Here is a 14,468-nt window from a genome sequence, read left to right on the forward strand (position 1 = left end):
TTACTCCTGCCTTAACAGTTGAATGTGACGGGCTGACACGGTGTCCTGCGCCAGCGGTGTAACCAGCGTGTGGCTTGCAATGAGTAGCCAGCCGGAGTCGAGAGTGGCGATATCGCGATAACTTAGAACCTTGCCCGCGTGCAACCGTATAGCAACGCCCTGACTGTCGCTGAAACTGAGCGGCAATGAGTGCAGCGCGGCACAGGGCAGAGCAGCCAGTAGTTGGCGATGTAAGCTGATATGCACTTTCATGCCCCACGACCATGCCTCGTTTAGCGCCGCCACCGCAGGGCAGGTGGTATCGAACTGCGCCAGTCGGTGGATAAATGCCAGGTCTGGCAACATCAGATGCAGCGTGGCATGGTGTACGAATACCGATGGATCAAGCCCGGCGCGCAATTGAGGCAGTAGCAGGGCGTGAACCCGGCGTTCGCGCTCAACTAACCGCGTGACAATCTGGCTGACCAGTTGTTCGGTTTGCGCCTGAGTCAGATTCATGGCCGCGTTGTCCCTGATGAGGTTAATATCGTGGCAAATGCCGCAGGGTCGTCGGCACCCGCCGCATTGGCCTCGTCGGTATCGATATGCATTTCCAGTTTCATTTGGGGTGAAACGCGGATCGCCACATCATCCAGTATCAGGCGACGGCCACTGCCCTGAATGGCAACTTGTACCCGGTCACCGTGTTTTACCCGGTAGATAAGGGCATCCAGCGGCGACATATGAATATGGCGCAGTGCCACAATCACCCCATGGGGTAACGTCAGCTCAGCGAACGGGCTGACTAACGTGATGGCAGGGGTATCGTCCAGATTGCCAGACATCCGCAGAGGGGCATTGATACCCAGCGTGCGTGCATCGGTACGGGAGATCTCCACCTGGCTGTGGCTACGCAACGGGCCAAGAATACGCACATTTTTCAGGCTGCCTTTCGGCCCGACCAGCGTTACCGTCTGTTCGGCGGCGTACTGGCCGGGCTGGAGCAGCGCTTTCTTTTCAGTAATCGGCTGCTGCGGGAACAGCCGTTGGTAGTCCTGCACCGAAAGATGCAGGTGTCGGTTGGAAACCCCAAGTGGGATCGGACGAAGACGCATTTCGTCGAGGATCTTATTGACAACGGGTTCCAGTAACGCTTTTTCCATCAGACTTTTCCTCGTTTACCCAAGTGGATACAGCGAAAGCGAGGCTCGCCTTTATGGCGTCGGCAAGCCGGATCGAGGCAGAGATTACAGCTCACCCGGGGAGCGATTAGAGCCTCACTTTCCACACTACTTTCTTCGGTGCTGATTTTTTCAGCACTAAAGACAGGTTCAGGTACATCATCTGTGGCGGTAGCCGCAGCGGGCTGAGTCTCTGCTGCTTCCGTCTCTTCGTTAATGGGCGCTGTAACGACAACTGGCTCTATCGCCACAGCGATTTCGGGGGCCGTGACCTCAACAGTCTCTGTCAGCCAATAGGCCAACAGGGCTTTTGTCGGACGGGCCAGAACCGCGCGCGACACCAATCCGTGATGCAGTTCGGCAAAGGCGGCACCGGTACTGATTGCCGCCTGCACCGAGGCCACATCACCGGTCAGACGAATTAACATCCAGCCAGAACCATTGGTTTTTTCTATACCTATCAGGTTGATAGATGCTGATTTTGCCATCGCATCCGCCGCACTGATCGCCAGCGCTAGACCGCTAACTTCAAGTAAACCCAGTGACGTTTTCACGCTGTGCTCCTCTTCTTACCCTTAGGCAGAGGTCGGTAAAATGGCTTCTACATCGCTGTGTGGGCGTGGGATCACATGGCAGGATTTCACTTCACCCACCGCGCTGGCAGCCGCAGAACCGGCATCAACAGCGGCTTTTACTGCGCCGACATCGCCACGTACCATTACGGTGACCAGACCGGAGCCGATTTTTTCGTAGCCCACCAGTTGTACGTTGGCGGATTTGACCATGGCATCAGCCGCTTCGATAGCAGCGACCAGACCTTTGGTTTCGACTAAACCTAATGCGTTATTCATGTTTCATTTATCCTTGTTATCAAGTAAGGGCTATCTTGTTTGCCATTTTGAACCAGGGCAGTGCTCGCCATCCTCACGAACCTTGGCTTTTACAACACCAGGTGTACGCTCCGGTGGCTGTGCGCTGGCCAAGTCCAAACTGCCTGCACCGACAACGCCCTGAGATTTGTATGGGGTTATTTAAATGGTAATCCTTTGACTAACCGGGCTGCGTTATTGCCAAGCCGCCGTAGTTGGTCCTCGTTCTGCCCGCGCCGCTGGCGAAATAGCGGGTTGGCGGGCGGTAAGTTACGGAAATGCACGACCACTTCGTCGCCGGAACAGGCCAGCCCGACCAATAGCGGGGAGCGGGTTGCGGCCTGCCAGGCGCGTTGTGCTACATCGCCGTCGTCGTCTTGTTGCCAGCGCCAGGGAATACCTTCCTCCTCAATACCTAGCAGCACCTGATGCCAGACGGCTTCGGGTGTCGGTGTGGTCAGACTGATTACTATTGCGGGGGTGTCATGGGTGAAATTCATCCGTGATTCTCCCGTTGATAGGCCAGAATCAGCCCGGTGGCTACCGCATTACGCGGCCCCTCGCTGGCGCGAATGTTGCCGCGCCCCGCCACCAATTTGTAGTGAGAGAGGGCATCGGTGACTAATTGCGGGATTTCAAAGTCCAGCGACGAGCCGCCAACCAACACCACGAAGGGGATATCGCGGATATTGCCGGTCGGGCTGACTTGACGCAGGGCGCGAAGCGCATTGGTAACAAACACCCGCTCTTTAGCGGAGCGGCGGATATTGCGTACTTTTTCCAGCGCGTAATCCCCCGGCAGTGGCACCAAACCTTCCGGCTTGACCACCACCAGTCGGGCAAAGACCTCTGGCGGCAGCGGTTGTGGGAAGAACTGAACGCTGCCATCTTCATGGCGCAGGTGGAATAAGCTTTCCACTTTTGCCAGCGGATACTTTTTGATGTCCTCTGCCAGATAGCGGTCTTGTAAATCTAATTCAGAGGCGATGATCATCGTGACCATATCGCCGGCTCCCGCCAGATGGGTGGCGACGATTTGGCCCTGAGCATTGATGATAGAGGCGTCGGTAGATCCCGCCCCCAAATCGAGGATGGCGAGTGGCCGTTGCGTCCCTGGTGTGGTCAGCGCGCCGAGTATCGCCGCTTCGGCTTCCGCCCCCCCAACCTGAACATCAATATTCAGAGTTTTTTCGATTTCTCTGGCGATATGCGCCATTTGCAGGCGATCAGACTTCACCATGGAGGCGATGCCCACCGCTTGTTCAAGCGAGAATTCGCCCGCCAGACCGCCGGTGACATTGACCGGCACGGCAGTGTCTACTGCCAGCAAGTCTTGAATGAAGATCTCATTGGTTGGTTTATTGGTCAGTTCCGCCATGGTTTGGCGAACGTGTTCGAGCATGCCGCCGATATTGGTTCCTGCTTCACCACTGACATTGTCCAAATGGCGAAAGCTGTTAACCGCGGTCATAATGGCTTCACTTCCGGTCGCCACATCCACCCGCACCGTGCGACCGTCGGCAAATAACTCCAGATGACCGGCCGGTATCGAGCGAGCTTTAACATCCCCTTCTGGGGTTTTCACTACCACCGCCGAGCGGGTACCAATCAACGCTCGTGCCACCGGCACAATGTTTTTGGTTTCTTCGGCACTCAGTTCAAATACGGTGGCAATGCCATAGGGGTTAGAGAGGGTTTCAATCACCTGACCCGGCATCGCAACTTCTACCGCCGCCAGCATGCCCATCGGGATGCGGTCGATATGTAGCACCTCATCAACGATCGGTAGCGGATGCGCCAGCCGATTACTGACCAGCACGCCATCGTCCCGTTGCAAGATAACCGCAGTGATGCGGTAGCCAGCGCCGTTGGCGGCATTTACCACCGCCGCGACATCGGCGAAATCCACCGCTGATGGCACCACCAGAATGTAAGGTTGGGCAGGGTCACGGGTAACTAACTCATCAATAGTAATGGTCAGCCCAACCCCCAATCCCAGTCCACCAGGGGTTTTCGGGTTATGACCGATCATGGTGGATTCGGTGATGATGGTTTCGGTAATTGTCTCCATCGCCACATCACCGATCACCGGTGTGGCCTCGTTAATGCGGATCAGGCTGATATCGCTTAGCGCAATACCGGCCTTTTCCACCAACATATTCAGCGCCTTGTTGATGCCGAAAATATTGCGTTGAGTCCCTTTGATACCCGTCGTTTCGGTCAGGGTACTGGTAATAAAGTGCAACTGACCATCAGCCGTGCATTGTGCTAATGCCACTTCTGTTGATGAGTTACCAATATCCACACCGACGATGTAATCCATATCCGATCCTTAAATGACTAATAACTGGATGTCGTGATCAACGGGGCTATCGTACCTAGGGGCTCTCCGGCGGCTTACGCCGCTACGACCCCCATGGCACGCTTCCCCTTGATTGATATCACTGCGTTAATCGTCGCCTTTTAGCTTCTTACGCTGGACATACAAAACGGCAGCTTCACGGACGAATGCCGCACAGATGGTCGCTTGGTAGGTCTGTTCCAGGTCGTCGGCGATAGCGTTCAGCTCCTCTTTGCTGGAGCGGAATGGCCGCAGGGCGTTGTAGATATCCAATACCTTGTCATCCGGTACCGCGGTCAGCTCGGCCGCACGCTCGAAGTTAATTGCCAACAGTGGACGACCCGCATCACGGGCAATGGATGCCTGAATACGCAGGATTTCCGGTGTAATCCGCAAATCTTGCGAAGTAACACTGCCGTTCAAAACGTTAGCCAGCGTGAGGTCATCCAGCGTTTTGTTAGTGGCTGTTTTGACCCAATCAGGGTGTTTATTTGCCAACGGATAATCAGAGACTTTGGCATCATTGCGCGAACTGGCTGTTGGTGCCGCACAAGCAGCCGCAGGTGTCTGGCCTTGCAAGCTGTTCATCTTGCTCAGCACATCGCGAACCATGGATTCAATAGCTTCGGAATTCATTGTGTTTTCCTTTGTTAAAGCGCCACCCGGAGTTCCTGAGGATTCTTGCCGGTCACCACATATTTGGTTTCTTTAATATGCAGAATCGCTGATTTGGCCTGATATTTTGGCCGTGCCATTTGGTCGTTCAGGGTAGGAACCGGTTGTGGTGATTCCCGTTTGGCATAACGCGCGGCGTTTTTACCAATTTGGCGATAAGTTTCCAGCGTCAACAGTGGGGCCTGCGGGAACAACTCCAGGTTGGAGAGCGGCGGTAAGCCTTGCTGATGAATCACCGTAGTGCCTTTGGATTGAATGCCGATAGAGATACCGGAACCACTCAGGCGGTTACCCTCGACGGCAACAAACGCCACGTCGGAGGATTTAAAGCAGCGGATAACCCGTGCTTTAATGCCTTCTTCCTCAATACCGGCAATCAATTCGCGCAGAATATTTTTGTGCGGGATACCGACGATGTTTGCCGTTTGCGACAGGCCAAATGCCGGGCCGACGGCAATGATCACTTCATCCTGATTGCTGCCAGGGCGGGCTTCACCCACTTCGGTCAGGAAATTTCCTTCAGCAACAGTGGCCGTAGCCGCTGCGGGTTGGGTATCCTGCTTAAAGGAGACGGTATTTTTGTCTCCCTGCATTTCCTGCAATACGCCTTCGATAATTTGACGTAACAGTTTTTCGTTAATATCCACCATCTCGTGAACCCCTTAACCAAGCTCATTCGGATCAAGCGCGTTTGGAATGTTTTTGATCTCTTCCCAACGTGCACCTTCCAGCCGGTAACCGGTAGCTGGACCCGCGTAGTCATTGACGTCATTCACCGCTGACAGCACTTGGTTGTCACCTTTAATGATCGCCGAGGTATGCAGGTAGTCACCGGCAATTTTGGCTTTCTGGATGTTGAGCATGTCTTGCGCTACATCTTCGAAACCGCCTTGAGCCAATGCTTTTACCACTTCCAAACCGGTACGGTTTTTGCTGATGATTTCCTGAGCGAACTTGATGTCTTCAACGATGTTACGTTCCGGCATATCTTTCGAGCCGTGTGCATATGTCGCCGCAATCACTTCTTCGTCAGTAATTGGTGGCAGGCCCATACCGGCAAATACCGCTTGCAGCGCACGGGCAGCTTTATTACGAATCGCCACCACGTCAGCTTCCAGCACCGGACGCAAGCCACCATCAACTTTCAAGTCGCGCTGCAATACGTTGTAATCGTCAAAGTCTTCGGCATCTTCGTTGGAACCGGCGAACATGTTGTCGTAGTTAGGCACCGCAGAAAAACCAGAGGAGATAAAGTCAGTACCCGGCAGGAACTGCATCAGCAGACGGGCGGTACGGCGCATATCGGAGTGGGTAAAGGTCTGGTCGTTACTGGAAGCACATTCCAAATCCAGTGCAGAGCAAATCAGGTTTTCTGCCAGGATGGCCCGGATGCCTGATGGCACCGCGGACGGCACGCCGACACAACTCACTGAACCATTTTGCAGCCCCTGAACCCCGGCAGCTTTGGTGATATAGATACAGCGAGCTTCCAGATACAGCATGGATTTGCCTTCGGCATAACCCATTTGCACCTCGGAGCCTGAACCAGAGGTAAAACGCATTTTCAAACCGCGTGATGCATAGGACGAGGCGAGGAAGCCTTTGGACCATGGCGTGTCATCACCGTCGGTAAATACCGGCTCAGTACCGTAAACCGAAATAGTTTCGGCATAACAGGTATGGCCCAGCATCCCCAGCTTCAACTCGGTGGCTTCTTCCAACGAACATTGCGTCAGCACACCAGGGCGACCCACTTGCGAACCGACCAACAGCGCGATGGCATTGAATGGCGCATAGCGGGCCACGGCCACGGTAGTTTCCTGCTCATCAAAGCCACGGTATGCGCCTTCGGCGGCATCGGCGGCAATCTGCACCGGGTTATCTTTAACGTTAGTGACGTGAGCCTGTTGTGATGGGGTACGACGTGCGCGCATTTTCTGCATCGACATCATCATTTCCACCACGTTCATATGAGAAACCACCTCGACAATTTTGGCCGGGGTCATTGCTGTAGTGAGTGGCACAATGGTGCGGCGCGATACGTTAGGATCACACAGCATGTTGGCCAACTTGATGGAATCCATCTTCATCACTTCTTCCGCATGCGCCAGATTGATACCGTAGCGGGCGATAAAGTGGTCTATCAGGTCGAAACTGCTTTGTGGCTTACCGTCTAATTCGGTCACCACACCGTTAACAATCTTGATGGAAGGTTTTGGATCATTCGGGCTTTCCATGGCAATAAAGCCTTCCTCGATCCACTCTTTGACAAAGCCGTCCTGATTAACCGGGCGTTTCGCCAACGCTTCAAATCTTTTCGATTTCATGAAACAGCCTCACTGTGGCGTCAGATATAAGAAGGGCGGTCGTTTTTCGGTTCAGAACCCAAGGTCGCTAATACCGTTTTGCCAATCTCACGGGCAGAAATTACTGCCTGACGAACTGCGCCAGAATCACCGGAGATAACCAGAATCACTTCGTTACTGAAGCTGGTGCCATGTGCGGGGGAGCTGTAAGCCACCACGTCAACGTTGGCAGATTTCACGGCGGTATCCGCCATCAAAACACCAATCGACGCCGGTGCACCGACTATCACACCGCAAGAACGGCCCAATGGCGCGCCAAATGCTTTTTCCAATGCGTGGCTGGCACGTGCGCTGTACTGCAATTCAATGTGACCGGCTTCATTGGCGTAAACATCGCCGAAGGTCCGATCCAGCTCTTTCAGTGCCACTTCGACGGCACGTTTCACATCAGAAACATCATCACCACCGAAGATGATCAGCGAGCCATGACCGGCACCGCCCTTGGTATCGCGGGGTAACTCAATACTGACCACTTCAGTATTGGTGGCTTTGACAGCTTCATCGGCCGCCATGATGTGCGGGCCTGCGCCGGTACGTGCGCCCAAAATACCGATGGAGCGATAGCGTTTTTCCAGCTTCATTGCGTCCAGTAGGGCGCTGTCGACGTTGGCGATCACCAGTCCGACCGTGTCACCGATCGCGGTACCAACAAATTCCGTTAAACTGCAAGTCTTCTCAGCCATAGCCGTATCTCGTTGTTTATAGGAGGGTTGTTTAGAAGACGCCGGAGCGTGTTCGCTGACTTTTGCTATCACCTGCGCCATGATTTGGTCGACCAGGTCATTGCTTTTCATTAGCTATTTCCCTTTGGCAAGAACTTCTCGACATCGGTGTGTGGCCGTGGGATGACATGGGTCGATTTCACTTCACCCACTTTCGCAGCCGCACTTGCACCGGCATCAGTGGCTGCTTTAACTGCGCCCACATCACCACGTACGATGACGGTGACCAGACCAGAGCCAATTTTTTCATAGCCGACTAATGTCACATTGGCCGATTTCACCATGGTGTCCGCAGCCTCAATGGCCGCAGTCAACCCTTTGGTTTCCACCATTCCTAGTGCTTCTTGTTGCATAAATACCTCGACGGGGATGTCAGGGACCTGATGTTTGTGCGTTGGAAATACAGCTATTACGGTTTCAAACGCGCTTCAGGTTCTAAAATAAAAATTGTCGTGTTGGGGCCATTCAGTAAATTTAAAAAAACAAATTCGGTAAGTTTAAAAATAAAGTTGTCAGGTTCGTGCTGAGAACGAATATACAAACAAGCAATGAAAAAGAATGGCTGTATTGAATTTACTGACGGGAATGGTTAGTGAGGAAATAACAAATTATTGTCATGGCTATAACTTAATATTATGTTTTAAAACGTTATTTCGTTGATGTTGGGTGGTAATAACTGGCTATTGCATATTCAGAATTACAATTTATTAGGTGACAGTAGCTATTAAATTTGCTAATTGCGCGCCTGCCCGATTAAATAGTTCGCGTGATCGCGCGCATAAATATAATGATACACCTGAGGGGGGAGCAGCCACAAAAGTGCGAGCTTGATAACAATAACGGAAAGAATAAATGGCAAGAAAGTCATATAGCGGAATAAAGCATAAAAGTGCCTGTTAACACGGTGTTGGCGCTAACTTTTCTACGGAAATGACAATAATTTGTTATTCAAGGTCTATTTTTTATTTAATTAATGGCACATCACGACAACACTTTCATTTTTGCTCTCTTTATAGTGGCTGGGTCATGGGCCGTGCATTTCCATACCCGTCATACTTCGAGCTGCATGTGCGTTGGCTGCCTTCGCTCACCCCAGTCACTTACTGATGTAAGCTCCTGGGGATTTACTCAGTTGCCGCTTTCCTGAAACTTGAATTATTTAGGGTATATAACGTATTAATTTAATAACAAGCAGGGTAACCCTATGAACGACTCACTAAAAGCGCAGTGTATTGCGGAATTTCTCGGTACCGGGCTGTTTTTGTTTTTTGGTATTAGTTGTTTAGCTGCATTGAAAGTAGCAGGTGCCAGTTTTGGTTTGTGGGAAATCTGTATCGTGTGGGGGCTGGGTATTTCACTGGCGGTCTACCTGACGGCAGGAATTTCCGGTGCTCACCTCAACCCGGCCATTACTATCGCGTTATGGCTATTTGCCTGTTTCCCCGCACGGAAAGTCATCCCGTACAGCATTGCTCAAGTTGCCGGTGCTTTTGGTGGCGCGGCACTGGCCTATATGCTCTATCATAATTTATTTACTGATTTCGAAGCCGCACACCAGATGGTGCGTGGCAGCATGGAAAGTCTGCAATTAGCCAGTATCTTCAGCACCTTCCCATCACCGGCAATCAGCGTATGGCAGGCTGCATTTGTTGAAATTATTATCACCTCGATTCTTATGGGGCTGATTATGGCACTAACTGATGATGGTAACGGTGTGCCACGCGGTGCATTAGGTCCACTATTGATCGGTATTCTGGTGGCGGTTATTGGGGCTTCTACCGCTCCATTAACTGGTTTTGCCATGAATCCAGCACGTGATTTTGGTCCTAAATTATTTACCTTCTTTGCTGGTTGGGGAAAAATCTCAATGACCGGCGGCCGTGATATCCCTTATTTCATTATTCCGATTGTGGCGCCGATTATTGGTGCTTGCCTCGGGGCCGCAGTTTATCGCTTCCTCATTGGCAAAAATCTACCTTGTAATACCTGTAAGTTAGAGGATGAGAAAGTTAATTTATAAAGCAATATGGATTTCCTCATCTGACACTGGGTGAGGAAATTTCGTGATCCATTCTGGTTAATGGCTCATTAATTGTCCCCTGACGTTTATGACTCTGGTAGAGTAAATTGTTACTTTACCTTTTCAGGGAAATAGATTTTAACCTGGTGAATAGGAATGACTAAATAACAATGTTCTAACATATTACTTATTACAGGGATGCTTTATAACAATAAAATAAAATTTAATAACAATAAATTAACTGAGAGGTTTTATCATGATTTCTGCCAGTTCTCTTAACTCAGAGCTCATAAATAAAATCGCCCAGGATTTTGCCCAAGCTACCGGATTGGCGGTGGTGGTGGTGAATATTCACGGTGAGGAAATCTCTGACCTGTTTAATTTCACTCCATTTTGTCAATTAATGCGTCAAGATCCGGTTAACCATCTGCGTTGTCGGATGAGTGATCGTTGTGGTGGCCTTGAAGCGTCCAAATCCAATGAGCCCTGCATCTACCGCTGCCATGCCGGATTAACTGATTTTTCTATTCCTTTGGTGATTGCCGGCCATCTGGTGGGTTTTGTGTTATGTGGGCAGGTCCGGCTGCATGCAGATGTTTACCTTATTGATATTCTGAATGTCGATAATAACTGGCAGCAGAATCCGGCGCTAATGGATGAGTTCCATAATGTACCGATAATGGATTTTTCTCGGGTAATAGCCTCGGCTGATTTGCTGAAGCTGATTGTTGAGAACTGCCTGAAAAAACACCTCAATTTCGTTGTAATCAATGACAATATGGGGAGCAAAGAGCCGGGCAGGGTACGGCCGGTCCACCCGCATGACAGCAAAATGAAGAAAGCACTACGCTATATAGACACGCATTTGTCAGAAGAGCTGCGGTTGGAAGAAGTGGCTGGCAAGGTGTATCTCAGCCCTTACTATTTCAGTAAATTATTTAAAAAATATCAGGGGATCGGCTTCAATGCCTGGGTCAACCAACAACGCATGGCCAATGCCAGAGAGATGTTGCAGCACAGTGATTGGAGCATTGCCAGCATTGCCAAAAATCTTGGATTTTCCCAAACCAGCTATTTTTGCAAGGTGTTCCGCCAGACCTATAATGTGACACCGCAGGTATTTCGTTCACTTTCTTCTGAACGCAGTGAAATGGAATGACAGTTATTGATCTAATAACAATTAGTCATGCTCTATGCTCATGTTTATATATTTAAGAACTGTGATGGGTATTAATATATTAAATAAATAATGACAATTTTTTGTTATGTTCTTAAATGTCGTTATCGTTGTAAGTGATTGTTTTTAAGTTATTTTTAATAATGTGGTGGCAATTATTTGCTGTGTTGACACTAAAAAATAATCCCCAAAAAATGAAATTAACCATTTTTTATTTGTGGAAAAGAGTATATTAACGTTAACCGGATTTAATAAATCAGTTGACGTTACAACTGTGTAAATAAAGAGATAAATTCTATAACGAAATAGAAATAAAATAATCTACTGTATTAGATAAATACATACCTCAACGTAGTTGGCGTTGCAGCAAGGTAGCAAACGAACAAACCCGTGGAGCTGACTAAGGTCAGTGATGCAGGGGCGTGAGAGTTGCTAACAACGCTGTAGCTATCAATACGAGGGGGAAGTTACTGAAATGGTTATGTCGTGTATGCATTGATACTTAATACACGACAGGGAAGGGGGTGAAAATCCCCCGCAGCCCCCGCTGCTGTGATGCCGACGAACCCGCTGAAACCACTGATCCACTGGATTGGGAAGGTGCGGGGGAGGATGACGCTAAGCCAGAAGACCAGCCAGATCGGTAAAATATATTCAACTCCTTCGGTGGGAAGCGGGTTGTCATCAGATGCGCGCTGCGGTGACGTTGCGCAGACGCACCTTTTTGACACTGCATATCCCGCTCGAAATGGCGGGATTTTTTATGCAACGGTCTGGCAAACAAGCATTTATTATCGCAGGTACCGGCAGTGGATGCGGTAAAACAACCGTGACGTTGGGTATTCTGCGGGCGCTGATGGTGCGCGGGTTGTCTGTGCAGCCGTTTAAGGTCGGGCCAGATTACCTGGATACCGGCTGGCATAGCGCCGTCAGCGGTGTTACCTCGCGTAACCTCGATGCTTTTATGCTACCGCCTGCGACCTTGAATGGGCTGTATAATCAGCATATGCGCCATGCTGATGTGGCGGTGATCGAAGGTGTGATGGGCTTGTATGACGGCTACGGCACTGATCCTGATTATTGCAGTAGTGCGGCGATGGCCAAGCAACTGGGCTGTCCGGTTATCTTACTGGTGGATGGCAAGGCGGTATCCACCTCGGTTGCAGCTACCGTGCTAGGGTTCTGCCAGTTTGACCGGAATCTCACCATTGCAGGCGTGATTGTTAACCGTGTTAATTCAGAAAACCATTATCAGCTAATCCGCCACGCCATCGAGCATTACTGCGGTATTCCCGTGCTGGGCCGTTTGCCGGTGATGGATGATATCGCGCTGCCATCACGCCATTTAGGGTTGATACCGGTGCAAGAACAGCGTGAGGGCGTGGCGGGTAAAACCTATCAGCCCGACAGCTCGCCCCGCTGGCAACGGCTGGCACAGCAGGTTGAAGCCTTTATCGATCTTGACCGATTACTGGCACTGACGCATTGTGCGGCACAGCCTGCCGGCACCCCCCCTTCCTTACCTTCATCCACACTGGCTAACGGCCTGACACTGGCCTTGGCCGAAGATGAAGCATTCAATTTCTATTACCCCGATAACCTTGACCTGCTAGAGCAGGCAGGCGTGCGCATCCAACGTTTCAGCCCACTTCATGACCGCCGGTTACCTGATTGCCAGATGATTTATCTCGGGGGCGGTTATCCCGAAATTCACGCTGCTCGCTTAGCCGCAAATACAGCGATGCATGCAGCGTTACAGCAAGCGCACCGCCAACAGATTCCGCTGTATGCCGAATGCGGTGGCCTGATGTACCTCGGTGATGGCTTAACGGATGAGGGGGGGCAGCGCCACCCGATGGTTGGTATTTTGGCCGGTGAGAGCCAGATGGGGAAACGGCTGACTCGCTTTGGTTACTGTCAGGCACAGGCCCGCAGTGACACCTTATTGGCTGCACAAGGTGAAATTCTACGTGGTCATGAATTCCATTATTCCGATTTTACCAGCCCATTGACGCCGGTATTTGATAGCAGCAAATGGCGTGATGGCGTCGCTATTCAGCGCTGGCACAGTGGCTATCAACTCCAGTGCACTCAGGCCAGCTATCTGCATATCCATTTTGCTCAGCGCCCCGGTTTACTGGATGGCTGGCTGACCGCTGCCCGGAGCGTGCTATGACCCTGAGCGCATGGTTTGTCGCTTTCTTGCTTGATAGCTGGCTCGGCGACCCGCCGCACTGGCCGCATCCGGTGCGCTGGATGGGTAACCTGATCTCTGTCATGCAGCGTGCGATTCGTGCGGTTTGCCAAAGCGAACGGGCATTGAAGTGGGGGGGCGCAGTGTTGTGGTTGGTGGTGGTCGGTGTGACATGGCTGCTGAGTTGGGGATTCTTATCACTGATGACACACATCAATCCGTGGCTCGGCTGGTTGGCGCAAGTGTGGATGATTTACACCTTATTAGCGGGACGTTGCCTGAGTGACGCAGCGCTGCTGGTGTTTGATGCCCTGAAACACGGTTCGCTGGCACAAAGCCGCGAGAAGCTGTCATGGATTGTCGGGCGTGACACCTCACAACTGGAGAAGCCACAAATCACCCGTGCGGTGGTAGAGACAGTGGCCGAAAACAGCGTTGATGGCGTGATTGCACCGCTGTTCTTTCTGATGTTAGGCGGCGCTCCGCTGGCAATGGCTTACAAAGCAGTCAATACCCTTGATTCGATGGTGGGTTACAAAACGCCAAAATACCGCGCAATTGGTTATGTGTCGGCACGGATGGATGATCTGGCGAACTGGATCCCAGCCCGTCTGAGCTGGCTATTACTCAGCGCAGCCGCATGGTTACTCCGGGCCGATTATCGTCAGGCATTGCGCATCGGCTGGCGTGATCGTTATCAGCACGCCAGTCCTAACTGCGCCTGGTCTGAGGCCACGGTTGCCGGTGCGCTGGGCGTGCGGTTGGGGGGGCCGAATGATTACTTTGGCGTGCGGGTTGAAAAACCCTGGATCGGTGATGAACGGCGCGAGGTGGATCTGGGCGATATCCCGCGCACTATCCATTTGATGCTGGTGGCGTCGTTATTAGCACTATTACTGTTTGCCCTGATTCGTCTGCTGCTGGTCGGCATTTAACAAGGATAA

The 14,468-nt window shown here is 51.4% G+C and carries 15 protein-coding genes and 1 riboswitch; of the genes, 4 read left to right on the plus strand and 11 right to left on the minus strand.

What is annotated here, in order from left to right:
- The 11 genes from pduM to pduA form a co-directional block, all read right to left on the minus strand.
- On the minus strand, positions 1-498 hold the full coding sequence (pduM, locus tag Q2T71_RS06515) for a microcompartment protein PduM (RefSeq protein WP_083159274.1): 498 nt from the start codon (positions 496-498) through the stop codon (positions 1-3).
- Entirely contained in the window at positions 495-1,142 is a 648-nt protein-coding gene (locus Q2T71_RS06520) for a phosphate propanoyltransferase (protein ID WP_050084484.1), read from the minus strand. The genes pduM and Q2T71_RS06520 overlap by 4 nt, the downstream gene beginning before the upstream one ends.
- The gene (locus Q2T71_RS06525) at positions 1,142-1,714 is read right to left on the minus strand and encodes a BMC domain-containing protein (protein ID WP_372558488.1); all 573 of its coding nucleotides are present in this window, start codon (positions 1,712-1,714) and stop codon (positions 1,142-1,144) included. The genes Q2T71_RS06520 and Q2T71_RS06525 overlap by 1 nt, the downstream gene beginning before the upstream one ends.
- A 21-nt stretch (positions 1,715-1,735) precedes the next feature.
- On the minus strand, positions 1,736-2,011 hold the full coding sequence (gene pduJ / locus Q2T71_RS06530; protein WP_004090424.1) for a propanediol utilization microcompartment protein PduJ: 276 nt from the start codon (positions 2,009-2,011) through the stop codon (positions 1,736-1,738).
- A 176-nt stretch (positions 2,012-2,187) separates the two neighbouring features.
- Positions 2,188-2,529 carry a glycerol dehydratase reactivase beta/small subunit family protein gene (locus Q2T71_RS06535; RefSeq protein ID WP_372558489.1) on the minus strand — a complete coding sequence of 114 codons (342 nt, stop codon included), beginning with the start codon at positions 2,527-2,529 and terminating at the stop codon, positions 2,188-2,190.
- A complete protein-coding gene (locus tag Q2T71_RS06540; RefSeq protein ID WP_372558490.1) occupies positions 2,526-4,352 on the minus strand; it encodes a diol dehydratase reactivase subunit alpha in 1,827 nt (608 codons plus the stop codon). The genes Q2T71_RS06535 and Q2T71_RS06540 overlap by 4 nt, the downstream gene beginning before the upstream one ends.
- Before the next feature lie 126 nt (positions 4,353-4,478).
- On the minus strand, positions 4,479-5,006 hold the full coding sequence (pduE, locus tag Q2T71_RS06545) for a propanediol dehydratase small subunit PduE (protein WP_372558491.1): 528 nt from the start codon (positions 5,004-5,006) through the stop codon (positions 4,479-4,481).
- 14 nt (positions 5,007-5,020) lie between these two features.
- Entirely contained in the window at positions 5,021-5,692 is a 672-nt protein-coding gene (locus Q2T71_RS06550) for a propanediol/glycerol family dehydratase medium subunit (RefSeq protein WP_372559863.1), read from the minus strand.
- Between the two features lie 15 nt (positions 5,693-5,707).
- Positions 5,708-7,372 (minus strand): propanediol dehydratase large subunit PduC, encoded by a 1,665-nt coding sequence (pduC, locus tag Q2T71_RS06555; protein ID WP_005185311.1) that lies wholly within the window; start codon positions 7,370-7,372, stop codon positions 5,708-5,710.
- A gap of 20 nt (positions 7,373-7,392) precedes the next feature.
- Positions 7,393-8,205 carry a propanediol utilization microcompartment protein PduB gene (pduB, locus tag Q2T71_RS06560; protein WP_004699354.1) on the minus strand — a complete coding sequence of 271 codons (813 nt, stop codon included), beginning with the start codon at positions 8,203-8,205 and terminating at the stop codon, positions 7,393-7,395.
- On the minus strand, positions 8,205-8,486 hold the full coding sequence (gene pduA / locus Q2T71_RS06565) for a propanediol utilization microcompartment protein PduA (RefSeq protein ID WP_032906380.1): 282 nt from the start codon (positions 8,484-8,486) through the stop codon (positions 8,205-8,207). The genes pduB and pduA overlap by 1 nt, the downstream gene beginning before the upstream one ends.
- Before the next feature lie 851 nt (positions 8,487-9,337).
- Between pduA and pduF the strand changes: the two genes are divergently transcribed.
- The 4 genes from pduF to cbiB all read left to right on the plus strand — a co-directional run bounded on the left by pduF (position 9,338) and on the right by cbiB (position 14,459).
- Positions 9,338-10,153, plus strand: a complete 816-nt coding sequence (gene pduF, locus Q2T71_RS06570; protein ID WP_083159268.1) for a propanediol diffusion facilitator PduF — start codon at positions 9,338-9,340, stop codon at positions 10,151-10,153.
- 256 nt (positions 10,154-10,409) lie between these two features.
- The gene (gene pocR, locus Q2T71_RS06575) at positions 10,410-11,312 is read left to right on the plus strand and encodes a regulatory protein PocR (RefSeq protein ID WP_372558492.1); all 903 of its coding nucleotides are present in this window, start codon (positions 10,410-10,412) and stop codon (positions 11,310-11,312) included.
- A 485-nt stretch (positions 11,313-11,797) separates the two neighbouring features.
- Positions 11,798-11,985: riboswitch (cobalamin riboswitch) on the plus strand.
- A 108-nt stretch (positions 11,986-12,093) separates the two neighbouring features.
- Positions 12,094-13,506 carry a cobyrinate a,c-diamide synthase gene (locus Q2T71_RS06580; RefSeq protein WP_372558493.1) on the plus strand — a complete coding sequence of 471 codons (1,413 nt, stop codon included), beginning with the start codon at positions 12,094-12,096 and terminating at the stop codon, positions 13,504-13,506.
- Positions 13,503-14,459 carry an adenosylcobinamide-phosphate synthase CbiB gene (gene cbiB, locus Q2T71_RS06585; RefSeq protein ID WP_372558494.1) on the plus strand — a complete coding sequence of 319 codons (957 nt, stop codon included), beginning with the start codon at positions 13,503-13,505 and terminating at the stop codon, positions 14,457-14,459. Before Q2T71_RS06580 ends, cbiB begins: the two co-directional genes overlap by 4 nt.
- Positions 14,460-14,468 lie beyond the last annotated feature (9 nt).

Source organism: Yersinia sp. 1652 StPb PI, assembly GCF_041538345.1.
Lineage (GTDB): Bacteria > Pseudomonadota > Gammaproteobacteria > Enterobacterales > Enterobacteriaceae > Yersinia > Yersinia enterocolitica_E.